Origin of the sequence: Streptomyces sp. G5(2025) (assembly GCF_049542075.1) — a bacterium.
In the GTDB taxonomy this organism is placed as follows: domain Bacteria; phylum Actinomycetota; class Actinomycetes; order Streptomycetales; family Streptomycetaceae; genus Streptomyces.
In genome coordinates this window covers 1-25,605 of sequence record NZ_JBMUZT010000004.1, presented here as the reverse complement: position 1 = coordinate 25,605, position 25,605 = coordinate 1, and the positions used below count along the sequence as shown (strand labels likewise).

The 25,605-nt window shown below is 69.7% G+C and carries 29 protein-coding genes and 2 pseudogenes; 15 read left to right on the top strand and 16 right to left on the bottom strand.

Going from position 1 to position 25,605, the window contains the following annotated elements; genetic code table 11:
• Positions 1 to 6: 6 nt before the first annotated feature.
• The 6 genes from ACOBQB_RS09900 to ACOBQB_RS09875 form a co-directional block, all read right to left on the bottom strand.
• Positions 7 to 351 carry an SPASM domain-containing protein gene (locus ACOBQB_RS09900; RefSeq protein WP_423590684.1) on the bottom strand — a complete coding sequence of 115 codons (345 nt, stop codon included), beginning with the start codon at positions 349 to 351 and terminating at the stop codon, positions 7 to 9.
• 18 nt (positions 352 to 369) lie between these two features.
• On the bottom strand, positions 370 to 900 hold the full coding sequence (locus ACOBQB_RS09895; RefSeq protein WP_423590683.1) for a radical SAM protein: 531 nt from the start codon (positions 898 to 900) through the stop codon (positions 370 to 372).
• A gap of 76 nt (positions 901 to 976) precedes the next feature.
• A complete protein-coding gene (locus ACOBQB_RS09890; RefSeq protein WP_423590681.1) occupies positions 977 to 2,113 on the bottom strand; it encodes a hypothetical protein in 1,137 nt (378 codons plus the stop codon).
• On the bottom strand, positions 2,107 to 3,009 hold the full coding sequence (locus ACOBQB_RS09885; protein WP_423590679.1) for a lactate/malate family dehydrogenase: 903 nt from the start codon (positions 3,007 to 3,009) through the stop codon (positions 2,107 to 2,109). Before ACOBQB_RS09885 ends, ACOBQB_RS09890 begins: the two co-directional genes overlap by 7 nt.
• Complete coding sequence (locus tag ACOBQB_RS09880; protein ID WP_423590677.1) at positions 3,006 to 4,172, bottom strand: phosphotransferase; 1,167 nt, start codon at positions 4,170 to 4,172, stop codon at positions 3,006 to 3,008. The genes ACOBQB_RS09885 and ACOBQB_RS09880 overlap by 4 nt, the downstream gene beginning before the upstream one ends.
• Positions 4,173 to 4,300: 128 nt before the next feature.
• On the bottom strand, positions 4,301 to 4,498 hold the full coding sequence (locus ACOBQB_RS09875) for a hypothetical protein (RefSeq protein ID WP_423590675.1): 198 nt from the start codon (positions 4,496 to 4,498) through the stop codon (positions 4,301 to 4,303).
• Between the two features lie 184 nt (positions 4,499 to 4,682).
• Here ACOBQB_RS09875 and ACOBQB_RS09870 point away from each other — a divergent pair, with 184 nt between their 5' ends.
• The 6 genes from ACOBQB_RS09870 to ACOBQB_RS09845 all read left to right on the top strand — a co-directional run bounded on the left by ACOBQB_RS09870 (position 4,683) and on the right by ACOBQB_RS09845 (position 10,242).
• The gene (locus tag ACOBQB_RS09870; RefSeq protein WP_423590673.1) at positions 4,683 to 5,963 is read left to right on the top strand and encodes a Tat pathway signal protein; all 1,281 of its coding nucleotides are present in this window, start codon (positions 4,683 to 4,685) and stop codon (positions 5,961 to 5,963) included.
• Positions 5,960 to 6,511, top strand: a complete 552-nt coding sequence (locus ACOBQB_RS09865; RefSeq protein ID WP_423590671.1) for a GNAT family N-acetyltransferase — start codon at positions 5,960 to 5,962, stop codon at positions 6,509 to 6,511. Before ACOBQB_RS09870 ends, ACOBQB_RS09865 begins: the two co-directional genes overlap by 4 nt.
• Positions 6,512 to 6,587: 76 nt before the next feature.
• Complete coding sequence (locus ACOBQB_RS09860) at positions 6,588 to 7,097, top strand: hypothetical protein (RefSeq protein WP_423590669.1); 510 nt, start codon at positions 6,588 to 6,590, stop codon at positions 7,095 to 7,097.
• A 946-nt stretch (positions 7,098 to 8,043) separates the two neighbouring features.
• Positions 8,044 to 8,274, top strand: coding sequence for a hypothetical protein (locus ACOBQB_RS09855; RefSeq protein WP_423590667.1), 231 nt, complete (start codon positions 8,044 to 8,046; stop codon positions 8,272 to 8,274).
• A gap of 89 nt (positions 8,275 to 8,363) precedes the next feature.
• Complete coding sequence (locus ACOBQB_RS09850; RefSeq protein ID WP_423590666.1) at positions 8,364 to 9,164, top strand: XRE family transcriptional regulator; 801 nt, start codon at positions 8,364 to 8,366, stop codon at positions 9,162 to 9,164.
• 10 nt (positions 9,165 to 9,174) lie between these two features.
• Positions 9,175 to 10,242: a hypothetical protein gene (locus ACOBQB_RS09845; RefSeq protein WP_423590664.1), complete on the top strand. Its 1,068-nt coding sequence runs from the start codon at positions 9,175 to 9,177 to the stop codon at positions 10,240 to 10,242.
• A 178-nt stretch (positions 10,243 to 10,420) separates the two neighbouring features.
• Here the strand turns inward: ACOBQB_RS09845 and ACOBQB_RS09840 are convergent, their stop codons facing one another.
• The 5 genes from ACOBQB_RS09840 to ACOBQB_RS09820 form a co-directional block, all read right to left on the bottom strand.
• Complete coding sequence (locus tag ACOBQB_RS09840; protein ID WP_423590662.1) at positions 10,421 to 11,038, bottom strand: nucleotidyl transferase AbiEii/AbiGii toxin family protein; 618 nt, start codon at positions 11,036 to 11,038, stop codon at positions 10,421 to 10,423.
• Entirely contained in the window at positions 11,035 to 11,400 is a 366-nt protein-coding gene (locus ACOBQB_RS09835; protein ID WP_423590661.1) for a hypothetical protein, read from the bottom strand. The genes ACOBQB_RS09840 and ACOBQB_RS09835 overlap by 4 nt, the downstream gene beginning before the upstream one ends.
• 236 nt (positions 11,401 to 11,636) lie before the next feature.
• Positions 11,637 to 13,175, bottom strand: coding sequence for a hypothetical protein (locus tag ACOBQB_RS09830; protein ID WP_423590659.1), 1,539 nt, complete (start codon positions 13,173 to 13,175; stop codon positions 11,637 to 11,639).
• Positions 13,176 to 13,239: 64 nt separating this feature from the next.
• Positions 13,240 to 13,836 carry a hypothetical protein gene (locus ACOBQB_RS09825; protein WP_423590657.1) on the bottom strand — a complete coding sequence of 199 codons (597 nt, stop codon included), beginning with the start codon at positions 13,834 to 13,836 and terminating at the stop codon, positions 13,240 to 13,242.
• Positions 13,837 to 14,561: 725 nt separating this feature from the next.
• Positions 14,562 to 14,864, bottom strand: coding sequence for a hypothetical protein (locus ACOBQB_RS09820; protein WP_423590656.1), 303 nt, complete (start codon positions 14,862 to 14,864; stop codon positions 14,562 to 14,564).
• Between the two features lie 253 nt (positions 14,865 to 15,117).
• Between ACOBQB_RS09820 and tap the strand changes: the two genes are divergently transcribed.
• Positions 15,118 to 17,250 carry a telomere-associated protein Tap gene (gene tap / locus ACOBQB_RS09815; protein WP_423590654.1) on the top strand — a complete coding sequence of 711 codons (2,133 nt, stop codon included), beginning with the start codon at positions 15,118 to 15,120 and terminating at the stop codon, positions 17,248 to 17,250.
• 4 nt (positions 17,251 to 17,254) lie between these two features.
• A complete protein-coding gene (gene tpg / locus ACOBQB_RS09810) occupies positions 17,255 to 17,812 on the top strand; it encodes a telomere-protecting terminal protein Tpg (RefSeq protein ID WP_423590652.1) in 558 nt (185 codons plus the stop codon).
• 252 nt (positions 17,813 to 18,064) lie between these two features.
• On the opposite strand, the gene ACOBQB_RS09805 is transcribed toward tpg, so the two are convergent.
• Positions 18,065 to 19,129, bottom strand: coding sequence for an aldo/keto reductase (locus ACOBQB_RS09805; RefSeq protein WP_423590651.1), 1,065 nt, complete (start codon positions 19,127 to 19,129; stop codon positions 18,065 to 18,067).
• 126 nt (positions 19,130 to 19,255) lie between these two features.
• Between ACOBQB_RS09805 and ACOBQB_RS09800 the strand changes: the two genes are divergently transcribed.
• A complete protein-coding gene (locus tag ACOBQB_RS09800; protein WP_423590649.1) occupies positions 19,256 to 20,113 on the top strand; it encodes a helix-turn-helix domain-containing protein in 858 nt (285 codons plus the stop codon).
• Positions 20,114 to 20,244: 131 nt separating this feature from the next.
• Here ACOBQB_RS09800 and ACOBQB_RS09795 read toward each other — a convergent pair whose 3' ends face one another.
• Complete coding sequence (locus tag ACOBQB_RS09795) at positions 20,245 to 20,943, bottom strand: endonuclease domain-containing protein (RefSeq protein WP_423590647.1); 699 nt, start codon at positions 20,941 to 20,943, stop codon at positions 20,245 to 20,247.
• Between the two features lie 521 nt (positions 20,944 to 21,464).
• Here ACOBQB_RS09795 and ACOBQB_RS09790 point away from each other — a divergent pair.
• The 4 genes from ACOBQB_RS09790 to ACOBQB_RS09775 all read left to right on the top strand — a co-directional run bounded on the left by ACOBQB_RS09790 (position 21,465) and on the right by ACOBQB_RS09775 (position 22,633).
• On the top strand, positions 21,465 to 21,743 hold the full coding sequence (locus ACOBQB_RS09790) for a hypothetical protein (RefSeq protein WP_423590645.1): 279 nt from the start codon (positions 21,465 to 21,467) through the stop codon (positions 21,741 to 21,743).
• A 77-nt stretch (positions 21,744 to 21,820) separates the two neighbouring features.
• The gene (locus ACOBQB_RS09785; RefSeq protein ID WP_423590643.1) at positions 21,821 to 21,994 is read left to right on the top strand and encodes a hypothetical protein; all 174 of its coding nucleotides are present in this window, start codon (positions 21,821 to 21,823) and stop codon (positions 21,992 to 21,994) included.
• Positions 21,995 to 22,070: 76 nt separating this feature from the next.
• The gene (locus tag ACOBQB_RS09780; RefSeq protein ID WP_423590879.1) at positions 22,071 to 22,376 is read left to right on the top strand and encodes a DUF6247 family protein; all 306 of its coding nucleotides are present in this window, start codon (positions 22,071 to 22,073) and stop codon (positions 22,374 to 22,376) included.
• On the top strand, positions 22,373 to 22,633 hold the full coding sequence (locus ACOBQB_RS09775; protein WP_423590641.1) for a hypothetical protein: 261 nt from the start codon (positions 22,373 to 22,375) through the stop codon (positions 22,631 to 22,633). The genes ACOBQB_RS09780 and ACOBQB_RS09775 overlap by 4 nt, the downstream gene beginning before the upstream one ends.
• A 44-nt stretch (positions 22,634 to 22,677) precedes the next feature.
• On the opposite strand, the gene ACOBQB_RS09770 is transcribed toward ACOBQB_RS09775, so the two are convergent.
• Both ACOBQB_RS09770 and ACOBQB_RS09765 read right to left on the bottom strand, forming a co-directional pair.
• Complete coding sequence (locus ACOBQB_RS09770; RefSeq protein WP_423590639.1) at positions 22,678 to 23,256, bottom strand: hypothetical protein; 579 nt, start codon at positions 23,254 to 23,256, stop codon at positions 22,678 to 22,680.
• A 399-nt stretch (positions 23,257 to 23,655) separates the two neighbouring features.
• Positions 23,656 to 23,928, bottom strand: a complete 273-nt coding sequence (locus ACOBQB_RS09765; RefSeq protein ID WP_423590637.1) for a beta/gamma crystallin domain-containing protein — start codon at positions 23,926 to 23,928, stop codon at positions 23,656 to 23,658.
• A gap of 723 nt (positions 23,929 to 24,651) precedes the next feature.
• Here ACOBQB_RS09765 and ACOBQB_RS09760 point away from each other — a divergent pair.
• Positions 24,652 to 24,990 (top strand): hypothetical protein, encoded by a 339-nt coding sequence (locus ACOBQB_RS09760; RefSeq protein ID WP_423590635.1) that lies wholly within the window; start codon positions 24,652 to 24,654, stop codon positions 24,988 to 24,990.
• 41 nt (positions 24,991 to 25,031) lie between these two features.
• Here ACOBQB_RS09760 and ACOBQB_RS09755 read toward each other — a convergent pair.
• Positions 25,032 to 25,157 (bottom strand): annotated as a pseudogene (locus tag ACOBQB_RS09755) (peptidylprolyl isomerase); the annotation flags it as partial.
• Between the two features lie 228 nt (positions 25,158 to 25,385).
• Between ACOBQB_RS09755 and ACOBQB_RS09750 the strand changes: the two are divergent.
• Positions 25,386 to 25,605 (top strand): annotated as a pseudogene (locus tag ACOBQB_RS09750) (hypothetical protein); the annotation flags it as partial.

The following is a 25,605-nucleotide window of genomic DNA, read 5'->3' as shown; positions in this document are numbered from 1 at the left end:
TACCTTTCAGTGCGCCGCGCCCGGGAAGACCCCGTCGTCCGCGGGGCCACACGTTCCGCCACCGCCCTGACTGTCGTCGTTGGGCCCGCAGTCAGGGCCACACGGGTCCGCGTGGGCGGCCGGGATGCTCGCGGCGATCTGCTGCCACTGCGGCGAGGTGAACACCCGCTCCAGTGTGGCGTCTTGGACCTGCCCGCCGGGCAGGAACCGCCCGATCACGCAGGGCGTCACGGTGCCGTCCGCGAGGACGGCGGCCGTACCGGTGGCGCACCGGCCGCACAGCTCGGACGTGGACGGCAGACTCTCGCCCTTGACCGCGTTGTCGACGGCTCGCACCCGGTCGACATGCACCTGCGTGACGCCGAGCGCCTACAGCTCCGCGCGGGCCTCTTCGACGCGCTGGCCGTCGAGGACGTCCACGATCGCGACCCGGATGCGGATGCCGCGCCGCAGCGCCTCGATGATGTTCGCGCGGGTCGCGGCATGGGAGCCCTCGCGCCCCGTTACTTCGTCGTGCCCCTCGTCGGTGTCGGCGTGGTAGGACGTGGCCAGGGAGACGCCGGGCCGCTCGAAGAGGGTCCAGTGGTCGCGGCGGACGCGGTACAGGTTGGAGAACACCTCCACCTTGAGTTCTTCGTCGAGGGCGTGTTCCACGATCTCGACGAAGCCCGGGTGGAGTGTAGCTTCCCCGCCGATCAGCTGGATCTTCTTGACGCCGAGCTCGGCGGCCTCGCTGATAACCCGCTTCCAGTCCTTGACCGCCATGGTGCCGTGCCCCTGGGTCGGGCCCGCCTTGACAAAGCAGAGCGTGGGATACGTGAGCTGACAGCGGTTGGTGATCTCCAGCTCAAGGCGGCTGGGAACGAGGGGCGTTGTTGGGGCTTCTCGTGCGATCGTCACGGTCAGTTCCCTTCGACGGTGTTCCACGGTGGACCGGCCGGACCCTTGGGGGAAGGGTCCGACCGTGGTACCTGCGCTATGCGGAGAGGAGTTCCTCGGCGGTCTTGGCCAGGAGCTCAGCGGAGGTGTTGCTGTCGTGGTTGAGGACGAGGGCACGGCGCGGCAGCAGGGCGAGCCGGTCGGCCAGGTCGGTGACCGGGGCCGGCTTGTCGGGGGCGAGTCGGAAGATGTCCGGATAGCGGTCCTCGGTCTTGCCGGTGAAGAAGTCCTCCTCTCCCAGGGCACGCGGCGCGGGGGCCGCCTGGGGTTCGGCGTCCTTGTCCACTTGGGGGAAGAGCAGCGCGGTGGCGTGGGCTTGGGTGGCGAGCGTCATGCGCAGGATCGAGGAGAGCTGGTCGGGGAAGAACTGGGGCTTGAGTTCTTTGCCCTTGGCGTTCCAGATCGGTGTCGTGCTGCCGGCGTGCAGGGCGTCAGTGACGCGTTGGTCCTGGGTGGGATGCATCTGCTCGCCGATCAGGACGCGGGCGCGCAGCGGCTCGTACAGGCCGGTCGAGTCCAGCAGGCCGAAGCCGATCGCGGCGGCCGACGGCCAAGGCAGGATCCGCAGCCCCTTGTCCTCGGGGCGGATGAACACCCGGTCGTTGGCGAGGAGTTCGAAACCGGAACGGGCCAGCAGGAGGGCGCTGGTGGTCTTGCCCGCTCCCTTGGGGCCGAAGGTCAGGAGTGCGCGGCCGTCGCGGACGACGCAGGAGGCGTGCAGGATGTGGAACCCGGCGCCCAGCAGCTGGCCGCGGATGAGTTCGCGGGCCAGGCGGGAGGCGGCGACCGCGACCAGCTCGGCGTGCACGCCGACGATGACGAGGCGGCTGGCGGCCGGGTCGTAGTGGTAGGCGAGGCGTTCTGCGGGCTGGGTCGCGTAGATGGCACCGTCCTCGTGCCGGGCGACCAGGGTGTGGGCGTTCGCGTAGTCGACTTCGTCGTGGTCGTAGTCGCCGACCATGGTCTCGATGTCGGCCAGGCGGCTGCTGTCGACGTCGGCCAAGAGCAGGGCGCCGCCCTCGGCGATGCTGCCGGTGTTCGGCATCGGGACCTCGGCCTTGGTTGCGTTCCACCAGCCGCCGAAGTAGCGCAGGGCCCAGTCGGTGATCTCCGTGGTGTCGCTGACGACCGTGACGGCGGCCTGGTCGGCGTGGATTCGGGTGGCGCTCAGCACGCGTTCTCTCCTTGAAGTGTCTGCTGGTAGGCGGTGGCGAGCTTGATCTGGGCGGCGGTGAACTGCCGCTGTTCGTCGGGGTTGAGAGCGGGCAGGGTCACGGTGGGGCGGCCTGCGGTGAACTGCAACGGGATTCCGAGCCACACCCCGCGGTGGTTGACGGAGAGCACCTCGGTGCCGTCGGCCAGGCCGAGCGTCCTGCGCAGTGCGCCGAGGACCGCGCCGGCGGGGCCACAGCGGGTGCGGCCGATCCCGGCGTTGATCTGGCGCGGCCGGGCGGACATCTGGGCGCGGACGTACTCCAGCGGCACCTTGGCCGGGCGGCCGTTGACCGTGGTGGTCGAGGCGCAGATGACCGCCCGGTCGCCGTGCTCGCCGATCACGAGGCCCCGCACGGCGTCCACCGGGACGCTGAAGTGGGTGGCGAGGGCGAGGCGGTAGCGGGCCGAGTCGGTACTGGAGCCGATGCCGTAGACCCGGGCGGCGGTGCCGACGGTGGTCGCGAAGACGCGGGTCAGGACGTCGACCGGGTTGGTGACCACGATGACCTGTCCGCGGTAGCCGGACAGCTGCTCGGCCAGGGAGCGGATCAGCGGGGCGTTCGCGGCGAGGCCGGCCATCCGGATGTCGCTGGTGGCCGTGTTCGTGAACGTCGCACGCGGGCACACGACGATCGCGTCGGCAGTGCGCATCCCGGCGACCGGGGTGATCTCCGCTCGTACGAGGGACCGGGTGATCTCCCGCATGTCCTCCAGATCGGTGACGAGTCCGGTCGCCGACTCCTGGGTACGGGAGGCGATCATCAGGCGGGCGCACCAGCGTTCCTGGACCAGGAGCGCGGCCACGCTCTGCCCGACCGCGCCCGCGCCGATCACGCCGACCGTGAACCCGGTCACCGCGTTGCCGCCTTCGCGGCCTGCGCGAGAGCGAGCCGCCAGGCCGCCGAGGCATCGGTGTCCGCGACCAGCAGGGCGCTCACCCGGTCCAGGAGGGTGGAGACGGCTTCGATCTGCTCGACGACCGCGCCGGCGTGCTCGGGCAGCGGCAAACCGGCCGGGGCGGACAGGTAGGTGGTGGTGATGTTGGTGGTATCCATCAGCCATGTGACCAGCAGCCGCCGCAGATACAGGCCGCGCACCGTACGGCCCATCGGCCGCAGCTGCTCGCGGACGAAGCCGTCGATGCCGTCCAGGGCCGCGGCCGGTCCGCCGGGCGGGGGCATGGCGATCAGGGAGAGGACGGTGCGGGAGACGAGCTTGGCGGCATCTGCGTGTCCAGGGCCGCGCTGCAGGCCCGGGTCGATGAACACGGGCAGTTCGTCCGGGCCGTCGGGAAAGATCACGTGCTCGGGCTTGAGGTCGCCGTACAACACCTGAGCCGCGCCGAGCGGCGGGGCAAGGCGGAGTTTCAGCAGCCGGGCGATGACCTGGCGGAGCACGATCGCCACGCCGCGGCGCATGGGTTCCTCAAGCCGGGCCTCGCCGAGCTGGTCGAGGTAGGTGCGCCCCGAGATGCCGTTGAACTTGCGGCGGAAGGTCGCATCGATGCCGCGCTCGGTGATCGCGGAACGGTCCGCCTCCTCGGCCACGACCGGACGCTGCAGCACCTCAAGGGCGCCGAGCGTCCGGCCGAGTAACTCGCCCGTCTTCTCCGGGGACTTGAAGACCAGGTCGGCCAACGTCGGGCCGTGCACCGCCTCGGTGAACAGCACCCCGCCCGCACATCCGACGGCTCGCGGGACGGCGAGTCCGCCCGCGGCCAGAGCCTGGAGCTGGGCAGCTTCGCGCACCAGCAGCGATGCCGGCGAACTGGCGTAGGCAGTCTGCTCCGCTTGCACCTGGTCCCAGGTGCCCGAGGAGCCGCGCATCACGGAGACGAGTGAGATCCCCAGGAGACTGTGCTTGGCGAACAAGGGACGTCCGTCCACCTCGACCTGCAGTACGTAGCCGGTGACGCTCGGCGCGTGCGCGCCGAGCACGGCGCTCGCCCCCGGCCACAGCGCGCCCGCCGCCTGCCGTATCTGCGCGGAGCAGAAGCTCTGCAGCGCGTCGGTCGTCATGACGGGGATCATTGCCCCTCCAGCCGGTCGGTGGTCTCGGTCGGCAGATGCATGGTGCTCGGCGATCGGAACTCCTGCCGTCGCGGGTCGTGGGTGACGGCCGAGCCCCGAGCGATGGCGTCGAGTGATCATTGCGGCACCTCCGACGACCGGTCCACGGGCGCCGGATCCAGAGCGGACAGGCGGCCGGGCCAGACCTCGTCGCCGTGCGCCGCCCGGAGCAGGAGGCGCTTGAAGCGGGCGGAGTCGGGGAGCTGCTCGATGAAGGCGATCCGGGAGGAGTCGTTGTCACGTACCCGGTCGCCGACCTTGAACCGTGGGGCCATGGGGGGCCTCCCTCGTAGGGAGCGTCGGAGCATGAGATGTGGGTCACGGTGCGTGTGCTTCAAGTAACCGCACTGCGCGGGCAGTTGGACATGACGAACCCGCCTCTACCTGATCACCGCCAAACTGACGAGTTTGCCATTCCTTGACTTTCGGCGCGGAGTGCGGCGGCCCTACCGTGAGGACATGGCGGCGATCCCGAACCAGGAACTCGCAGCTTGGATGGCCGATCAGGAGATGAAGCCGCCCGAGCTGGCCGAGGAACTCAACGACGCCCTGGAGTTACTGACCGGCCGGCGAGGCAAGCTCACCGAGCGGACCGTGTTCCGGTGGCTGTCCGGAGAGAACCGCTGGCCGCAGACCAAGTTCCTCGTCGTCCTGGAGCAGGTGACCGGCCGCAGTCCCACCGACTTAGGGTTCGTCCGCCCTCAACGGAGCACGGCCGGCCCCGCACCACAGGAGGCCAATGTGCTCCGCCGCCGCTTTGTCACCGCCACCACCGGCACGGTCCTCGCCGTCGCCGCCTCCTCCGCAGTCGCCCGGCCCACCGTCGGCACCACCGATGTGATGAACCTGCGCAGCGAACTCGTCGAACTGTGGCTCATGGACGACACGGCTGGCGGCAGCGCCGAACTGGAGGCCCGCGCCGTCGCCCTGGTGGACAGAACCCGCGGCCTGCAGCAGAACGGCAGCGCCACCCAGAAGACCCGCTCCCGCCTGTACGCACTCGCCGCCGCTTTCACCGCGACCGCCATGTGGGCCGCCGTCGACTCCCGCCGCTTCACCGACGCCCAGACGCACCTGAACGAGGCGATCCACCTCGCCGGGCTCTCCGGCGACGGCCAGGTCCAGCACCAGATCTGGCGCTACGCGGCCGTGCTCGCCGACCAGCGCGGCCGGTACGCCGACTCGATCGCCGCGGCCGAGGCCGCGATGAACACCCGCGCCCACCGCACCGATCCGCTGTACGCCTCGCTCAGCCACGCCCGCCTGGCCCTGTCCGCCGCGTCCGCGGGCGACCGGCTGCGTTCCCAGCGCGCCATCGGCCGGGCCGCTGACGCCTTCGAGCGCGCCGACCTCGCGCTGGCCCGCCCGGCGTCCATGGACTTCTACACCCTCGGCGAACTCCACGGTCTGACCGGCATCACCCACTACCGCCTCGGCCAGGGCGAGCAGGCCGAGTACCACTCCCACCGCTGTCTCGCGGCCCTGCGTCCCGAGCAGCACCGCAACCGCGCTTACTACACCGCGCAGACCGCGCTCTCCCAACTCCAGCAAGGTGAGCTGGAGATGGCGTGCGCGACCGCCGAGCGCGTCCTGCCCGAGCCCGGGCCGGCGTCGGCCGCGTCTCCCACCTGCTCGGCGGCTTCACCGCCAACCTCAACCAGCGCGCCCCCGGCGCGCAGATCACCCGCACCTGGAACACCCTCGCCCGCACGGCCTGACCCCGAATCGGAGACCACGTGACCGAGACCGGCACCATCAAGCTGCACCGCTACGGCATCGACCAGCTCGACCAGATCCGCCCCACCCTCGTCGCCCTGTACGCCGAGGTGTACGCCGCGGACATCGAGAGGGACGCCTTCTTCTCCGTCGAGCGGTTCGTCGAGCGCCTTGCTGGTCACGCCTCCCGCCCCAGCTGGGAGGCCGTCGTCGCGTACGACGGCGGTGAGGCGGCCGGGTACGCCTACGCCTCCGCGCTGCCCGAGAAGACCGGCTGGTGGGTCAACATGCTCGAGCCGCTCCCCGACGAGGAGGTCCGGGAGACCGGCGAGCGCACCCTCGCACTGTTCGAGCTGATGGTCCGCACTCCGTGGCGCGGAACTGGTCTGGCCCAGCGCATCCACGAGGAACTCCTCCAGGGCCGTGCCGAAGAGCGCGTCACGCTCCTCGTCGACCCCGAGCACCCCAAGGTCAAGGCCCTGTACGAGTCCTGGGGGTATCGCGACATCGGCGGCCAGCAGCCGTTCCCCGACGCCCCGATCTACGCCACCATGGTCCGCCCGCTGGCCTGATGGCCTTGAGGCCCGGAACTTCTCGATCATCACCCGCCGACGCAGAGTTCTTCGCTGGGCTTCGGAAGGACAGCGCATGAACACGACGCCCAGCCGTCCCGCGCTTGACCAGGGTCTCTCCTGGCCCACGCTCCGCATGTGGGTCCGCCGAGACGGCGAGTGCGTCGACCTCGTCTCACTGGCTCCCGCACGCGGCGCTCACCCCGAGGAAGTCCTGCTGCCGTCCGACCCAGAACCCCTTATCCAGCTCGGGAAGATCTCGCTCGGCAGCAGCCGCGCCGGTCTGTACGCCGTGTGCCTGACACAGGAGGGCACAGACCGCCGGCTGGTCCTCTGCCAGCGAGGTTCGGAGGGCGCGGTCCGGATCAGCGGCATCATGTCCTCGATTGCGGCCCCGCTGTATGGGAAGACGCGAGCAGCCATGCTCGCGGCCGGCCGCGAGCAGAGAGCCGCAGGGAACCAAGACGCCGCCGCGCAGTGGAGCACGATGGCCCGCCAACTGCTGCTGGCCAAACGATCCTCCCGGCGCGGACGCAGTGTCCGAACGATCTCGGGTGGACTGCCCACTCTCGGCAAGCACGGATGAATGAAGGGACGAACTGTGCCAAAACTCAGGGCATTCCGAGACATCCAATATCCGACGCTACCGTCACGCGACGACGCAGACTCCGACGAGGTTCAGCGGTACCTGCGGCGCGTACGGCCTGGCCACGCAGTACTACACGTGAGCAGCGTGCACCTGGTTGACGTCACCGCTGACAGCGCGGCCAAGACCATCACCTGGGAGGACCTGGCGGAAATCCCGCTCGGGTGTACCGGGTGAGTCAAGGGCTGGGGAGGCCCCCGCACGCGGCAAGGACACGTTGCTGAGCTCTCCTGTGGCTCTGTCGATCACGAGGAGCAGCGTTTCTCGGGCAGTTCGGGAGGCGCTGCCCGCGTCGAATGTCGATGGCTTCGGGCAGCAGCTCGATGCCGACCGGCGAGACGCCGTGTGCCGCTCGTCCGGTGCCCGGGGCAAAAGCGCTGGCTACGGGCGCAGATGGCGGCCGTCGTCCCGCCGTTGCCGCCAGCGGGTGCCTCCCGTACTCGTCGGCCACTCCTGCGCGTGTCCTACTGGATGCCTGTCGCCTTTGAGGGCGGCCGCTTCCGCCCAGTGCGTGGGCGGCTGGACGGAAGCGGGGCGGTCCCCTTCGGTTGTTCTTGAGCACAAGGAGGCCGCCTGGCCTTCCGGACCGGAAGGTGCAACGCCCGGGGAGGCGTCGTCTTCCATGGTGCGCCATCGCCCCGGCACCGCAACGAGAAGTACGTTTTCGCCTCCGAAAGCGTTCATTCGGCCACCATTTGTTGCTGTTGCTGCTAGTTCAGGGAGCGGTAACCGGGTGGGGGCCGCGAGGCCATTGTTCCGTAATCCCATGATCACGTTGAGTGGCGTGTATCCGGCGCACCATGCTGTCGTCCAGCTCCTCCGGGGCGCTTGAGCACCGCCCCGGAGGAGCCCTTTCCAGACCCCTGACCCCTTTAGGGAAGGTGCGATGAAAAGCAAGCAGGTGCTGGCCGTGACCGCGTTGGCCGCGGTCCTTGTGTGGAGCACGGTGATGACCGTGCTGGGGCAACTCGCGGCAGTGGCCGCGCTGTTGCCCTCGCTGGGGCTCCTCATCCAGCAGATCATCTCCGCGCTCAGCGGCCCGAGCGCACGGCAGAGCGCCACACCGGCAGCCGGTTCTCCTGCCGGAGCAACCGGAGTTGAGGGGGCGTCACGGTGAAGCCGCCTCAGGTACCCAACCAGTCCGGAGGAGATCCTCCCAGTCGCCTCGGACGCCCGCCGGGGCCGATCGCCGAGACGGCGGGCGAGGTGCACCGCACGTGGCTGGAGCCGGTCCGTAACCGGCTCGTGGCCAGCGGCCTGACCCTCGAAGGCCTTGTCAGCCGCTCGGGCTACTCCAAGACCCGGCTCTCTGAACTGCTGCGCGGCAAGGGCTACTACCCCGGCTGGGAGATCACCTACAGCGTCATACGCGCTCTGGACCTCCCCGTCAGCCCGGCGCTGCGACTGTGGGCAGCCGCCGCCGAGGAGGCCGACAAGGACAAGGACTGGATCAAGAACCGGATCCGCGCTGTCCAGCCGCCAACCGGGGAGGACCAGCCCGTCGCCCATCTCGGTCTCACTCAGGCCATGTGGCAGCCCTACACCGCCTACACACGCGCCTTCCTGCAGTCCGAACAGCGCGCCCGCCAGGTCGTCGTGGAAACCTACGACATCCTCTGGCTCACCTGGGACACAGCCACCCTCACCCCCGACACGACCCGCCACGCCTGGCTTCTGCTGCGCTCGCGGGTCCTGGCCTGTGCCGCCAAGCGGCCCGATGGCCGCCCCGATCTGCGGGCGGCCGCCTTCTCCACGGTGGTGCAGGCCGACATCCCCGACCTCGCCGAGCGCCTGCACCGCATCGACGTCCAGGCCCAGTTCTTCGACACCATCACCCGTCTGCCGCCGGACCAGATGGACGTCACCATCCTGCGCTACCTGTGCGGCATCCCCGCCGACGCCGTGCCAGGCATCGTGGGCCTGCCGCCGGCCATCACCCACACCCTGGACCACCACGCCCGAGGGGCCCTGCACGAACTGCGTCCCGATCCCGAAACCCAGGAGTGATCACCCCGCCATGAGCACCGTCGACGCCCTCCTCGCCCAGTCACTGCTCCTGCCCCACCCCCACGTCCCCTCCGACGTCGTCGGCTACGACGACCTCGGCTACGCCGGACTCACCGAGGACTTCCTGCTGCGGGACGGTGAGGGTTCCCAGCCGGCCGACGACCGCGCCGCACACAACCTCACCGCTCTGTGCGAGGCGGTCGTCACCCACTGCACCATCGAACAGCTCGCCGACTTCCTCACCGACCAAGTCCCCCAACCACAGGCGGCCTGGATCCTGGGCTGCGCCCTGCAGCTCGCTGACGCCAAGGACGGCGCCCGTTTCTGGTGGCAGTACGCCGCCGGTGCCGGCGACGCCCCCGCCTCCTACTGCCTCTACCTGCAGCACCTCGCCCACGGCGACACCCACGCCGCCGCGCTGTGGCAGGACCAGGCCAGCTTTCACGCCCCCCAGCAAGACGATGCCGCCGACACCGGTGCACAAGCCCCGGCCCGCCAGGTGATGACGGCGGACACCAGTCTGTCCACGCTCCTGCGGGTCCTGAGCCGGCTCAGCCGCACCGTCCCGCGTACCCACACGCAAGCGGCCCAGGCCGTCATCGAATTCGTCGCCGCCTCCGTGAGCGCCGGATACCACCGCAACCCCGACCTCGAGCTCCCGCTGCCGGGAACGCATTTCGTCGAGCAACTGGTGATCCTCGCAGCCTCCCTGGCCGACCGCCCGGGCACCACCGAGACCAGGCCGGCTGAGGACCTGCCCAACCGCAACGGCTGCGGCACCGACCATCTCCCAGTCCCGGGACGCGGAGCTGACCCCGAGCGGCTGCTGGTACAAGTCACCGCTGACGAGCACGAGGGCGCCTCGGCGCAGGTGTTCTTCAAGGAAGCGGTCGCTGTCTGCTGGGAGAAGGCAACCGCCGCCGGCAACGCGAGCGGACGAGGCAGTGCCATGGCCTACTACCTCAAACGCTTCCGTACGCGGGCCGCCCTGGCGCTGGCTCCCGCCCCTTCGGGCCGCACATCCAAGCACCACTCGGTGGCTGTACCCCAGCCCGCCGTGGGATACAGTAGATCTTGAACTGGTCGCCCCAACACAGGGGAACCGGCGTTGCGTTGGTGGTCCAAGGAAAGACGCCCCGCTTCCTGCGGGGAAATGCAGGTGCAAGGCCTGCCCGGCGCTCGATCAAGGGGTCCGTACACGCACAGCGTGTACGGACCCCTTGTCTTGTGAGACGTGCGGCCCACGTTGCCCACGTTCAGATGCCGCCGGGGGGGTCTTCCTCGGCGTGGAGCCGGGTCGCGAGGTCCCCTGCCCAAGACAGGGCCCACGTGCGCAGAGCGGCCACCTGGCCGGGGTCCAGGCCGTACGCGGCGAAGTCGTCGTCGTCCCACCACTCGGCGCCGAGCATCTCCAGGTCGGTGGTGGTGCGGTGTCGGGAGGCGGCGTGGACGTCGATGAGGTCGCGGACCGCACCGCGGTCGGCCAGTGCGCGGACCTTGGTTCCGATCACGTCATCGAGAGCGAGGACCGGCCCGTGCTCGGTCACGGTGGGCGGGGACCAGAAGGCTTCCTTGAGGATGTCGATCTCGCACTCCTCGTCCGTGGCGGGGTCGGCGGCGATGAGCCGGCCGGAGAGCGGGCTGGTCTCGACCCGTCGGACCCGCCAGCCGCGCTGGAGCAGGCCGTCGCTGACGGCGTCGGCGATCTCGTCCATGGGGGCGGGGTTTTCGGTGGCCACGTCCAGGTCCTGGCTGAGGCGGTCGACCAGGCCGTGGGCCTGGACGGCATAGCCCCCGGTGATGACCAGGGGGTAGGGCGTGCCGATGGCCAGGACGTCGGCCAGGAGCCGGCGGTGCAGGGTGCTCAGGTTCACGCGGCCGCCGTGGCCGTGGCGGTGGCCAGCTCGGGGTACGCGGTTTCCCACGCGTGGCGGACCGGGCGGCTGATCAGGGTGCGCAGCACGGGCCACTGGGCGATCAGCAGGTCCCGGTGCAGGAAGTCGATGAGGTCCTGGTGCTGGCCCTCGGCCAGGACGGTGCGGTACAGGCTCATCCGGGAGCGGGGCTGGTCCAGGGTGTAGGAGCGGCGGCCCGACCAGACGACATGCAGCGGCAGATCGACGGTGCCGTGAGCGGGGCCGGCCAGGTCCTCCAGCCGGGCGGGCAGGCGCTTGGCGTACTGCGTGCACAGCACCTCGAATGCGTTCGGCACCGGAAACGTATGGGGAGCGGCCATGGCACCCAGTATCGCCTGTAGGGGCGCCCCGGTCATCACGGCCGCCCCATCACCACGGGCCTTTCGAATCAGCGTGTGGTCCGTGCGGGGGCAGGCGTGACAACTCCCGTCGCTTCAGATGACACCCAGGAAGAGCCGCACTCACCATCGCGCGCAGGCGGGGGCGGCCAGGTCCCGATAGCAGGTCCTGGTGATGATCACCTGGTGCTCGGAGACACGGGTTTGTTCCCAGGCGCTCAGTTTCCGGCGAGCAGTTCCTGTCGGGCCTGGACGAGGTGGCGCCATGCGGAGCGGACGTCGTCTTCGCTGGTGATCCAGCGGGTGGTGGAGGGGTGTGGCAGGGGCAGGTCGGCCATGAAGTGGGCGATGTCGGTGAAGTAGGCGAAGTCGCCGCCGACGGTGAGCGCGCGGAGTTGTTCGACGGTGGCGGCCAGCTGCTGGCTGTCGTTGCGGACGGCGTGGTGGAAGGCGCGGGCGAGTTCCACGAAGCGGTGGAGGAAGGGGAGTCCGGCGGCTTCGATGTCGGTGTTCAGGCTGTGGGCGCGGTCGGTGACGCCGCTGGTCCCGGCGTCCTTGAGCAGGGTGACGACCTGGGCGAGGAGGGTGTTGGAGCGCTGGTCGAGGCCGTCGAGGTACTGGTGGGCGAGGGCAAGTTCGTCGTCGGCCCGGAGAGGGTGGGCGAAGGAGAGGGCCAGGGCGAGGCGGACCTGCATCATGGCGCGCTCGCCCGCGGCACCGTGCTGTTCGGCTTCGGCGCGGCCGGCTTCGAAGGCGGTGACGGCCTGGGCGGTGTGGGCGTGGGACCAGTGGATGTCGCCCAGGACGCGGTGGTGGCGGCCTTTCCAGCCCAGGGTGGGGACGGCGGCCAGGGCGGTGGGGAAGTCGCCTGCGAGGCGGGCCAGGTTGGCAAGCCCGCGGCGGGCCTTGGGTGCGAGGCGGCCGCCGGCGTCGGCGACCTGCTGCATCCCGGTGCGGGCGGCGTCGTTGTGGCTGAGGTCCTTGTGGGCCTTGGCCCGGTAGTAGAGGGCCATCTCGTTCAGTTCGGCGGGCAGCAGGCCGGTGTCCAGGACGGCGGTGAGACGGTCGACGGTGCGCTGGCGGTGCTCGCGCTGGCGGCGGGCGATGGCCGTGAGGAGTTCGGCCACGGCGTCGGCGGGGGTGTCCGGCGTGGGGTCCGCCGGTGTGGGCGGGGCGAGGGGTTCCCAGACGGAGTCGTCGGTGTAGGCGAAGGCGGCGTCGATGAGCCAGCCCAGGCCGGTCAGGCGGTGGGCGCAGGCCAGGCGTAGCCCTTGGCGCAGGCAGGCCACCAGGAACATGCGGCTGGGGGTGAGGGACGTGTTGGTGGCCCATTGGTCGCCGAGGGCGGCCAGGGCGCGGTCGGCGGCCTGCTGCCAGTCGGCGGGTGTCCAGCGGTCCTCGGTGTGGTCATCTGCTTCGGTGAGGGCGGAGCGGATCGCGCCGTGCAGGTGGTAGGGCCACAGCGCGTAGGGGTTCTCGGTGACGATGGGCCGCTCCGTCAGGCGCCGTGCGGGCGTTTGGTGGGGGAGGCCCGCGGCGCGGGTGGCGAGATCGAGGTCGAAGGCGTCCAGGAGCGATACCGAGCGCAGGACGTGCCGTTCGTCGGCGGTGAGGTCGGACAGGGCGCGGGCCAGGAGCGCGGGGAAGGTGTGATCGAAGTCGGCGGGCTGCGGCTCGCGGGTGCGGCGGATCTCCAGGAAGCGGGAGGCGGCCAGATCGAGGTGGAGGGGCAGGCCGTGGGAGCGGCCGGTGATCACGGACCGGATCGTAGGTGAGGGCGGCCCCGTGTCACGTGCGAAGGGTCAAGGCCCGTCGGCACGATTACCTAAGAATGTTGCGCCTCCGCGGCGCTCCTTCGCTCATGTACGCCTCCAAGCGCCTCTCGATGGCTTCGCTCAAATGGCCCCGCGCGCTCCAGGCGCGGTCGCTGAGCGCCGTCAGCTCTTCAAAGGTCTCATGCGACATCCCCGGACCGTCCTGGGCAGCCTGACTGATTCGCAGTCCGTACTCTGTCAGCGCCTCAGTCAGGACCGGTGGCCGGAATGTTCCGTCGGCCAGAGGATGGCCGCTGCTTACCTCGGCGCGCAGACCCACCCAGTCATGCATGACCGCATCCAGGGCTTTCCAGCCGGCGTTCATGGCATTTAGCTCATCTTGCCTGAACCGGTCCATGTCGACGTTGCGCCTGGAGTCCTGCAACTCATTGAACGTTCTATTAAGCAAGATGTTCCATTCGCGCAGCGCCGAGCGCACCTCGACCAGCCGTTGGATCTTCTCGTGCCTCTCGGCATACATGCGCGCGACCGCCGCCTGGAGCGCCGCCTCACGCTGTTGGCGCAGCGGGCCCAAGTAGGCGCCCATCGCCCCCAGCGCAGCCCCACCGAGGGCCCCAATCAGTCCATGCAACGCGTCCGACATACACACAATCTGACAGAGCATCGGCGTCGGGCGCATACGTTTTGAAGGAGGTCCCCAATGGACACATCACAGATCCTCAGTGTGGTGTTCGGAACGGGTGGGATCGCCTCCCTCGTCGGGTTCATCAAGCATGAGCGCGGACTACTCGTTCCAGCTCCGGCAGAACGGCATCGAGCCGATCACCTCCGCCGTGGAGCCGACGAGAGAGACCGAGTAGCCAACTCTTCCGCCCCTGCGGGGCCGTCAGTGACAGCGTCATCGGTGCGACCGATCAGGACGCCGCGGGTGAGCCGGAAGCCTTCTCAGGTCAGTGAGCCGTTGCGGTCTGCGAGGTCTCCGCACTGGCAGGCCAAGTCGGATCGTGCCTCTGCACGCTTCGTAGCCACCGTGAGCCGTCAGGACAGGGCGTCTTGGTCCGACTCTTCACGGGGCAACGGACCGACGTCCTCACCCCTCCACTTGCGGCCGTTCCGTCCCCGCTCTACTTTGCGTCTACTTTGCGGTTGCCAGGATGCCCGTCATGGTGATGACGAGCCGTTGGTGATCCCGAGGTAGGCGACCCCGAGCAGGAAGAGCGTGACGGGAACTCCGTAGCTCAGCACCTCGTCACGGTCTCGGCTCTTCGTCACGCTCTCCCCCTGCTGTCGGCGTCTCGCCCGGCACCGTACCGGCCGCACCCGGCCCGATCCGCCGATCGCCGGGAAGGGGCAGGAGGCCGGGGCCGGCTACTCGCGGCGCGCGAGCTCCTCGGCGGTGGACACGTGGCGGGTGACGTACGGCTGGCCGCTGTAGTCCACGGTGATCGTGTGCCGCAGGACGTCGTCGTTGCCGTCGTAGAAGACGTGCTCGATCTCGAGGCAGACCCGGTCGGTGGAGATCCCGAAGTCGCGGGCCTCCTGCTCGTTCACCTGCCGGGCCGTCGTTCCGGTGACCATCCGCACCGTGCCGGGCGGTGCTCCTGGCGGTGGCTCGACAGCGCCCAGCTGCGCCCGCCCCGGCCCGCCCCATGTCTTGCCCTGGTCCGCCATGGTCGCCACCGTACCGAGCACGCCGCTCCGGGAGGGGCGATCTCCGGCAACTTGTGCCGCGCTCTGTGAGTCTCACACAGTATTTCCCCAGGTAGATGCGGTGCGGTGGGCGCCTGTGAGCTGTGAGGCAGGGCCTGCGCCTGCTGCCTGACGGCGTCCACTTCCCGCCTTCCGGATCAATCCGAACGGGTTAAAAAATGGGTTAAAGATTTGGGGCAAACAGTGCTAGGGCGAGGCGCGAAAGGAGATCCACATGGCATCCGAGGAAGAGCTGTTCGCGAACATCGACGCGCTGCTGGAGGAGGAGCCTCAGCTCCCGCCCCCGGCGGAGCGCGCCCGCCTTCGCGAGGCCGCCGGCATCACCCAGGCCCGCCTCGCGACCGCGCTGAAGTCCACCGTGCAGACGGTCAAGAACTACGAGAACGGCAGGAGCGAGCCGAAGTCGCCGCGCCTGGAGGCGTACCAGCGGCTCCTGAACGGATGGGCGGCGAAGTACCCCGCCCACGGAGCTCCCGCCGCCCCGGCCCCCGTGGCCGCGCCGCAGCCCGCCCCGGTGCCCGACACGTTCACCGGCCCGGCCGCATCCGCACCCGCCAACACGACCACCCCGGCGCAGGCTCCCGCCGCCCCGGCCGCGCCGGAGCGTCCCGCCCGTCCGGCCGGACGCCCGGCGACGTCGTCCCGGCGCCCGGCGGCGAAGAAGGCCGCCGCGCCCGCGACCGACCCGCGCTTCCCCTACGGCCCGCTCGCCGTCCTGGACGGCGACGGCTCCGCGTACGCAGTGGGCGGGATCGTGCTGGACTGCCCGGCGACCACCGTGGTGGAGCTGGTGGAGTGGACGCTGCGCGAGTCCGGTCTCGGCGCGCCGAAGCTGAATCGGTACGGCAAGGACAGCGACCCGCTGATCGTGCTCACCGCGGCCGCCGCCGTGAAGCTCGGGCTGCCCGAGCGCCTGGAGGGCCACGAGCAGCGCCGCTCCCTGCGCCTGCCCGAGGACCACCCCGTGGTCAAGCAGGTGGCGAAGGCGAAGTGGCAGCTGACCCAGCGCGGGTTCGGCCCGTGGGCGCGGATCTACCGCAAGGCGCAGGGCCGCGACCGGCAGTGCGTGCAGCTGGCGATCCTGTCCTGGGACGCCCTCGATGAGCGGTCCTGGCCCGGCGTAGCCGAGATGGAGCCGGCCGACATCGCCCGCGTCCTGGGCGTGTACGCGACCCGGGTCATCACCCCGCGCGGCTCCACCGCCGTCTCCGGCCTCGAGCTGATGACCGCGCTGCGCCCGCCGACGAAGGCCGTGCAGGACCCCACCACCGGGAACTGGGTCTCCGGCTACAACCCGGGCAGCCTCGGCATGGAGCCGATGGACCCGGCGCCGCCGGAGGCCACCCCGGAACACCCCGTCGTCGTGAACTCCGGCTGGACCGGCGGCTTCCTGAACGAAGAGGCGTACCAGTGGGTGCGGGACGTGGACACGCTCTCCGATGAGGAGTGCACCCTGCCGTACGCGGTCGGCCTCGACCTCAACACCGCGTTCCTCGCCGCCGCAGCCCGCCTGGTCGTCGGCCTCTCCGCCCCGGACCACTTCCACGCCCCGACGTTCAACCCGAAGATCCCCGGCTCCTGGCTGGCCGACCTGTCCCACATCGAGCTGGACCCGCGCCTGCCCAGCCCGTTCACCCCCGACGGCTCCCGCCCGACCGGCCCGGCCTGGCACCAGACGCACACCCTCGCCTACGCCCAGGAGCTCGGCCACGACGTGCACCCGATCGAGGCGTACCTGCGCCGCGAGACCGGCGCGTACCTCGACCCGTGGCACGACCGCCTCAAGAACGCCTACGTCGACACCCTCGCCGACATGGGCGTCACCCGGGACCTCTCCGACACCGAGTTCCTCGCGGCGATGGAGCACCACAAGGAGAAGGACCCGGCGCTGGCCGCCGTCCTCGCGGCGATCAAGGCCACGGTGAAGGGCGGCGTCGGCAAGCTCCGCGAGCGCCCCCAGGGCAAGCACTACAAGGAGGGCGAGCCGTGGCCGGCCCTCGCGCGGCCGACGTGGCGCCCCGACATCCGGGCCGCCGTCATCAGCAAGGCGCGGGTCAACATGCACCGCAAGCTCCGCAACATGGCGGACATGACCGGCCTGTACCCGCTCGCCGTGCTGTCCGACTGCGTCGTCTACCCGAGCCCGGGGACCTCCCCGCTCGACTTCCTCCCCTACGCCGCCTCGGGCAAGCCACAGCCGGGCGCCTTCCGCCTCGGGCCCACCCCGGGCCTGGCGAAGCTGGAGGGCGTCCAGCAGATGCTGTGGGCGGTCGACCTGATGGAGAAGGGCCTGAACCCGGCCCGCCACATCAAGGGCGGCGACGCCGTCCTGGACGAAGGGGAGTAGAACTGTGGGGGAGATCGAGGACGCGATCGAGCGGGCCGACCGCGAGGCGTTCACCAAAGACCCGCCCAAGACGTTGAAGGGTCAGATCGGGTTCCTGCTCAAGCAGTTCGGCAGCGCCAAGGCCGTCGCGGCGGAGCTCGGCGTCACCGCCGACTCCGTCAACCGCTACCGGCGCGGCGCCCGCAAGCACGCCCGCGCCGACGTCGCCGCGAAGATCGACGAGACGGTCAAGGCCCGCTGGCAGCCACTGGTGCGCAAGCGCCGCCAGAAGCAGGCCGCCACCTCGGGCGGGATCACAGTGGAGACCCGGGCCCGGTTCGGGTACTCCGCCGCCGTCGGCACGACCGACGACGGGCGGTTCCGCAGGCTCACCGTGCACCTCCCCGCGACGTACGCGCAGCGCCTGTTCGACGCCCGCAACTCCGGTGCGAGCGACCAGCAGATGCGTGGAATCATCGCCGAAGGCTTTAAGGAAGTGTATTTCCAGGACGGCGGAGGTCGCGCTATGGGACTGTCTGATGTGGAAATCAACGCCATCGATTACCTCGATCTGGATTACTGACTAGGAGCGAAATCATGACCACTGAATTCCCGGTGTGACTGAGCGCGTCACTTGGCCAGTGAGCGCTTCATTTGGCCGCTTGAGAACCTTCAGTGATGCACGTTGGTGAGTCGTGACACGCTGGTTGGAGCCTGGTCACGAGAGTTGGAACCAGTTCGACCGTCGCCGACGTGGAAGCGATCCGGACGTGGCTCGCCCGGACGGTGAGCCGACCGCGGCTCCGGGCTCCAGCTCCGGCCGCTGGCGGCCGGGTCAGCGGCGGGTCTCGATCCGCAGGTCGCCGGTGGTCACCCGGCGGATGGGCTCGCTCGTCAGCAGCTCGTGCGGCTGGCCGAGGGCGATCGCGCCCGCCGCGTCGAGCCGGGCCAGCTGGGCGTCCGTCAGCTCGACCGCCAGGGCGCCCAGGTTGTCCTCCAACTGGGCGGGGGTGCGGGCGCCGAGCAGCGTGCTCGTCACGCCTGGCTTCCGCAGCGTCCAGGCCAGCGCCACCTGGGCCGGGGTGTGCCCCAGCTCGCCGGCCACCTCCCGGACCACCCCGGCCACGCCGAGGCTGCGTTCGGTGAGGGTACCCAGGGCGAGGTTGTGGCTCCGGCGGGTGCTCCCGTCGGGGCCGGCGCCCGTTGCGCCCACGTCGTCCCGGCCGTACTTGCCGCTGAGCACCCCGCCGCCGAGCGGCGAGTACGGGATCACGCCCAGGCCCAGTTCCCGGGCCATCGGGATCAGGTCGCGCTCCGCGGTACGTTCGATCAGGCTGTACTCGAGCTGCAGCGCGACCAGCGGCGACCAGCCGCGCAGGTCCGCGATCGCCTGCATCCGGGACACCTGCCAGGCCGGGGTGTTGGAGATCGCCACGTACAGCACCTTGCCCTGCCGGACCAGGTCGTCCAGGCCGCGCAGGACCTCCTCGGCCGGGGTCCGGAAGTCCCAGACGTGCAGGTACAGCAGGTCGAGGTAGTCGGTGCCGAGCCGCCGCAGGCTGCCCTCCACCGAGCCGAACAGCGCCTTGCGGTGCCCGCCCCCGGAGTTTGGGTCGCCGGGGCGGCGTAGCGTGGAGTACTTGGTCGCCAGCACCAGGCGTTCGCGCTCCTCGTGGGCGAACTCGCCCAGCAGGCGCTCGGAGCTGCCGTCGGTGTAGGTGTCGGCGGTGTCGAGGAGGTTGCCGCCGAGCCCGACGTAGCGGTCGAACAGCTTGCGGGCTTCGGCCCGCTCGGCACCCCACCCCCATTCGGTGCCGAAGGTCGCGGTGCCCAGGGCCAGCGGTGAGACCCGCAGTCCCGAGCGGCCCAGCAGCCGGTAGTCGTCAAGGGCCAGTGCCATCAGGTTCTCCTGTGCTCGCGTGGTTCGTGTTCCGTTGCCGGGACCGAGTCTGCGGCGGCGGCAGACCCCGGATAAGGGAGGGACTTTCCTGGGAAGGCCGGTCCCACCCTGGCGGTTGGACCGGTCATGACGACACGAACCATGGACACCACCGAGGAACTGGCCGCCTTCCTGCGGAGCAAGCGCGAACGGCTGGACCCGGACCGGCTGGGCCTGCCCGCGCATCGGCGGGCCCGGCGGACGCCCGGACTGCGCCGCGAGGAGGTCGCTGAGCTGGCCGGGGTCAGCACCGACTACGTCGTCCGGCTGGAACAGGGCCGGGGGCTTCGACCCTCCGCGGAGGTGCTGGCGGCGCTGGCCCGGGCCCTGCGGCTGGCACCCGGCGAACGCGACTACCTCTTCGACCTGGCCGGACGGCGCCGCCCCGGCGGCACCCGCGGCGGGGCAGCCACCGGTCCGGCGCCGTCACTGGCCCACCTGGTCGACGAACTCTCCCCGCTGCCCGCCGCGCTGCTCAACCACCGCTACGACCTGCTGGCCTGGAACCCCGAAATGGCCTGGCTGCTACCGGAGTTCGACGCCGTTCCGCCGGAGCGGCGGAACGCGATGTGGCTCTGCCTGCTGCACCCGCCGATGCGCGGCTTCTACGCCGACCGCGAGGGGGTGCTGCGGGACGGCGTCGCCCATCTGCGCGCGGCTTGGGCCGGTCACCCGGAGGACCGGGCACTGGCCGGGCTGATCGCCGAATTTACCGCGCGGGACGAGGACTTCGCCCGGCTCTGGGCCGAGCGGGAGGTCCGCGTCAACGGCCGCGGCCGCAAGCTGCTGCGGCACCCGGCCGTCGGGACGATCGCCGTCGACTTCGAGGTTCTGCTCCCGCTGGAGGACCCGGAGCTGCGGCTTCTGGTCTACCGTGCCGCGGACGACGAGAGCCGCGCGTCCCTGCACCGGCTGTGCGGCGGTGACGGGTGCGAAGAAGGCTGACAACTCACGCTTGGTTGCAAGAAGCGTGACCACTTGGTGCCAACAAGCGTGTCCCACGGACCAGAAACCACAGCTCACCGACCCTCACTGGTTCCAACTGACGTGTCCAGGCTCAGTTGGTCAGGCCCTCTTTACGCCTTCAGGTAGTCGATCATCCTGCTGAGCGTGTCTGTGTTGTCCTTGACCTTGCCGAGCGCGATGTTGCAGTCCATGCAGAGCAGTCCGCGGTTGTGCCCGCGGGCATGGCAGTGATCGTCGTTGGCGTCGCCCATCCGGAAGTTGTCGGGATCGACCGTACTGAAGGGGGTCAGGCATGTGGCGCAGGCGTTGTCCTGATCCGTGAGCATCTGGGCGATGTCCTCGAACGTCAGGCGGTAGCCCTTCTTCAGGTTGCCCTTCGCGCTCTTGATCCGGACGCATTCGTTGCAGATGCGGCCCTCGCCGCGATTCTTGAAGCCGAACACGGCGTATTCGTGGCCCGATCGGCACTGCGTATCCCCCCTTCGGTAGGGCTCATACGGCACCGACTCCGGGTCGATCCCGCGTGCACGCAGCTTTGAGTCGCGCGTACAGCGCCGACAGCTCTGAGCGCCCGTCCTCGGGTTCACATAGGGCATGTTGGCGTCGTCAAACCCGTGCCCGTTCGCGCACTTTTCCCTGGGTACGGTGTTGTCAGAGGCCCCGTCACCTCTGCCACTCACAAATGCTCCGCTTCCCAGGTCCCGCCACAAGGCGGCGTGCTCGTGATCGACGCACAGCAGCTTGTTCTTGCAGTTGCGTGTGACTGTCTGTCCCGTGGCGAGCGGCGTGCCGGAGTAGTGCTCGAACACCGCAGCGTTGAACGAAGACGAGCGGGTTCTCACCTGCCGCATAGCGTTCGCCGTCGTAGTAGAGCGGGCGACCGTCTTTGTCCGTCATCCCCTTCCAGACCAGACATCCCGACTCCGTGCGCTCCACGTTCTGAAGCACTATCTCGATGCTGATCGGAGGCCGGGGACCTGTTCTCTCGAAGGTTCCGTGCTTCCGGTGGTAGCGGTAGCAGGCTTGGCACTTGGTGCCCCCCATCCGCGTCGCGGGCCTTCCACCGCCAGAGGCACAGAGCTTTGACATGGCGAAGATCCAAGCGCAGAGGTGCAGCCGAGCACAAACCGCAGATGGCAACCCAGCCATCCAGCCCCCATGAGACCTACCTCCGGGCCTGGGAGTTCCCCATGCCAACTCCCGGACGCGTTGGCCGGGCGCTCGGTGTGCTCAACCGGCCAACCGAAGTCCTCAGTCACACCCGGCCATCGACCGCGACAAGAGCCCGCTGCTCGACGCCGACCATGACGCTGTCCGTATCGCCGACGCGTTGCGTCGCAGCCCGCACATCACCTTCGTCGCCCCGGCCGCGCCCGGCGACGAGAGCGTCTGGTTCCGCGACGCCGACGGCACCGGCTTCGAACTGTCCCTGACCACCGTGGAGCCGGACCCCGAGGCTGAGCGGGTCGCCTACGCCTGGGACGCCGTCGTCGCCGCGATCGGCAACCACCCGCACTTCATCCGCGCCGCCCTCGAACAGCCCCCTTCGGGCCGCTCAACCTCGACACGATCACCGCCCTCACCCGCACCGGCAACGAATACACCCTGAAGCTGGCCGCCTCCCTGCTCCCCGTCGACGACCAGAAGCCCGGCGCCCCAGCCGCCGATGTCGAGCAGCCGCCCGAGGTGGTCACCAACATCCTCAGCGCCGTCGGCCAGCTCCGCGCTCGCCTCAAAAGCGACCCCGCCGCCATGACGTTCAACGCGACCGCCAACCTCCTGGAGCACATCGCCGGAACCTGGGACCAGCAAGACAACCAGACGCGTCAGCGCGCCTACATCCTCTCCCAGTCCCTGTAGGAGGAATCAGCTCATGTCCGCATCCACGGCCACACGGCGCGCGTACGGTGAGGTAACGACCCGCCGGGAGGACCAGATGAGCGCGCAGCCCAACCACGCACCCGTCACGCCGTACGCCCCCGCGCCCGGGGCGCCGGCCGAACTCCTCGCCCAGCTGCGCGCCGACAAGCGCGCGGCGACGTGGGTGCCCGCCTTCGAGCGCGAGTGGGCGGCCGCCCTCGAGGAATCCCGCCGCACGTTCTCCCTGGCCGGGCTCTACGAGGTCGTCCAGGACTGGCAGGGCCGCCTCGCGCACGCCCCGGCCGTCGACGCGTTCATCGCTTCCGGCTACGACGACAGCGACTTCATCGACGTGGCGGAGCTCCGCGGGCGGCGCCGGTGACCGAGCAGCCGTACGCGGTCCGCTTCTCCGCTCCGGCCGCGAAGGTCCTCGACACCCTGCCCGAGCACGTCGAAGACATGGTGTGGGACGTCCTGGACGCCGCCGCCGGCGACCCGTGGGGCTTCCGGCAGTGGAACGCCGACGACCCGGAGGGCGAGGACGTGCGCCACGCCTCCGTCGGCCAGCTCTCCCTCACCTACTGGGTGAACCGGCCCCTGCGCCGCCTGTCCGTCCTCACCTTCACCTGGCTCGGATAGCCACCGGCGAAAACGGCCTGACCCCGGCATCGCAACTGCCGGGGTCAGGCCGATTCCGATCGTAGCCACGCCGTATCCACCCGTTGCCACCCGGCGGCAAGCCGTATCCACCCGGCCGTTGTCACCAGGCGCCGCGGGGCCGGTCGGCACCGAGCCGGCACCTCGCGCCGGCACTCCGGGCACTCCGGCAGCCCCTCCACCCGGCGCGGCCTATCGTCCTTCGCCCAGCTGAACCCGCACAGCGCCTTGTGCGTGACGCCCCGGAAGGATTCGTCCTTGATGGTGTGCGAGCCGTAGCCCGGCACCATCCAGGTGAACGTCGCCTCCCCGTCGTCCGGGGCGCCGTTCGGCCAGACGTACGCCGCCTCGGTCGTGGTGCAGCGCATCCGCACATCAGGCCCTGTCCAGCGCTTGCCGTACCGGAGCTCCGAGCTGGCGTCGACCGCGTCCGCGAGGCGCTCGAAGGACAGGTCGTAGTCGTTCATGTGCTTCCACTTGCCAGGTGGCTGCTCGCGCATCACCTTGCGGAACAGCAGCAGCCGCGCCAGGTCGTGCTGATCGACCCGGACCGTGTTCGTCTCCGCGTCGTAGCCGTACGTCGGGTCGTGGGGCTTCTTCGGCATCTGTGCAGAAGCGCGGTAGTTGTCACATAAGCAGGCCTGTTGTCACCGAAGCCACGGACGGCCTGCCAGCGTTCGTCTCCCGGTTCTGAAGACGGTGGAGTCGCCAGGCCCAGGAGGAGGAGTGATGATCGTTGTGCTCCCCTCCCGTTCATTGTCGAGCGGAGCGAGGAGGCGCGGGCGCACGACTTCTCCACGGCACTCCGCGCACGGCAAGTGCGCCCTCCGGTGGCGGGACTGCCCCGCGCCGCAGGGCGCACGACCTGTATGGCGGCCCAGGGCGTGGGACCTCCCAGTGGGCATTGGTTGACAACAGCCGGGCCTATGGTCTGCGAAGGCAGGGCTGGCTGTGCCCTTCCGCCCCGGAGGCCTGGTGCACGACATCGGCCGCTCGCCTAGGTCCTACAGGATGGTGATCTGCGAGATCTTGTGCACGGGGCCGCCCTCGGCCAGGATGTCCCACCGTTCCCACTTGTTCATTATGCGGGACTGGTACACGCCGTTGAGGTCCTTCTGGTACGTGACGACGACCTTGTTGTTGCCCGAGCGGACCAGGCCCACGCCGTACAGAGCCACATCGACCGTGCCGGCGTTCGCCCAGCAGACGACTGTCGAACTGGACTGTCCAGCACCGGTCCAAGACCTTATAAATTCGCCCTGGGGCGGCTGCGTCAATCGTAAAGCGCTGCATCCCCACGCTGTTTGATGGCGCGGCAGGAGCGACGAGAAAGCGGATGCAGTCAGTCACGCAACCGACGACGAGAGCACTGCGAAGTAACGGTTTCATGCTCCATTCCTCGAGCATTGCAAAGCATTGAGCCGACGCGGCCGCCCCGGCGCCCCACGAGGCTGGCTCGTGTCGCCGCCAGTCCGCACGGGGCAGGTGAACTGCGACTGCGTCGATCCGGGCGCTTTGGTACTGAGCGAGACCCAGGCTCAGCCCCGGCCTCCCACAATGTGCCCGTGGCCTTGCCCCAGCCCGACTCTGCAGCGCGGTCCGCCCTTACCGCCACAAGAGCAGGGAACATGTGGACGCTGGAACGCGGAAACAGGCTGCACCCAGGAAGACCTGACCTGCCTGGAACGCGGAAACGGGACGCATCAGGCCACACGGACGATGACGAGCAGTGGTTCCTTCGAGGCCACTGACCCGGTTCGCGCTTCTTCTCGCGCCGCGAAGAACCTCAGGCTCCGCGATCTTCGTTTCTGGTGACAGAAAGACTGCTGAATGAGCGTCTGTGACAAGTCGGATGCCTCGTTGGTGACAACCAGGCTGCCTCGACCGCCCCGTTTCAGCAGCTGAGCCGGTCCCGTTCGGTGACAAGCTGCTTAGCTGGCTCAGCATCGGTCCTCGTTCGCGTTGCTGGGCGGTCAGCGCCGACCGCAGGGCGCGGCGGTATGGCCGGATGCTCAGCGAACCGGGCCCGCCGGAGCCACGCCGACCTCCACCGTCCATACGCCGGCCACCGCGAGGGGCTACGCGGCTCAGGCTGGCGGCGGCGTCGCGCCGGGCAGCTCCCGGAGAAGGCCCACCACTGCTCGATCGTCCACACCACGACGCTGGAGCGGTCGGTGGACATCCGCAGCCACGCCTCCTCACCGCCGGGCATGAGCACGACCTCCAGGTGCGGCTGCTCCACGTCCACCGGGTACATCCACTCGATGCCGTCGGGCCACGTCCGCATCGCCACCGTGCGCGCGCTCAGCGCTGCGTCGAAGGCGTCCAGGGCGGTCTGAGGTATGCGCACCTCCGCCGGCTCACGCTCGATCCCCGCCAGGCCGGAGCCCTCGTAGCCGAACCCGTGCTGGCCGGTGGCCAGCTCGCGGAAGTTCTTCGCGGTCTTCGGGACGACCTTGTCGAACAGGTTGAAGACGATGCGGCCCGCGGCGTTGCCGTCAGTCGTATGAACCGAGCGTACTTCATGGGTCTATTCGAGTTCACACTGCGTACGCGATGGTAATTCCGGCCCCACCGGCGGCCGACGATGCTGCCCGGACTCGACTGTGGCACGAACCGGTCGTAGATCATTTGGCAAACGAGCGAGATCTCCTGTCGAGGTCAGGCTGTACCGGTGGGGGTGGCTGGAGCGAACGCCGTCGCGCATCACCGGCGTCGGCCTAGCCTCGGTGCCATGGATGACGAACTGACCAACGATGACCATCTCCGGGCCCTGGCGGCGCTGGAGGCCGTCGTCCAGAACAACGACGGCGCCCTCGCGGTCCTGGCGAGCAATGCGCGCGAGCCCACTGGCGGCCCTGCTGGCTGCGTACGGGAAGCGCACCGGCTCGACCGCGTCCTGCTTGCCGCGTTCGGGATCGAGGCCACCATGACCCGCGACGAGACCAGCCAGC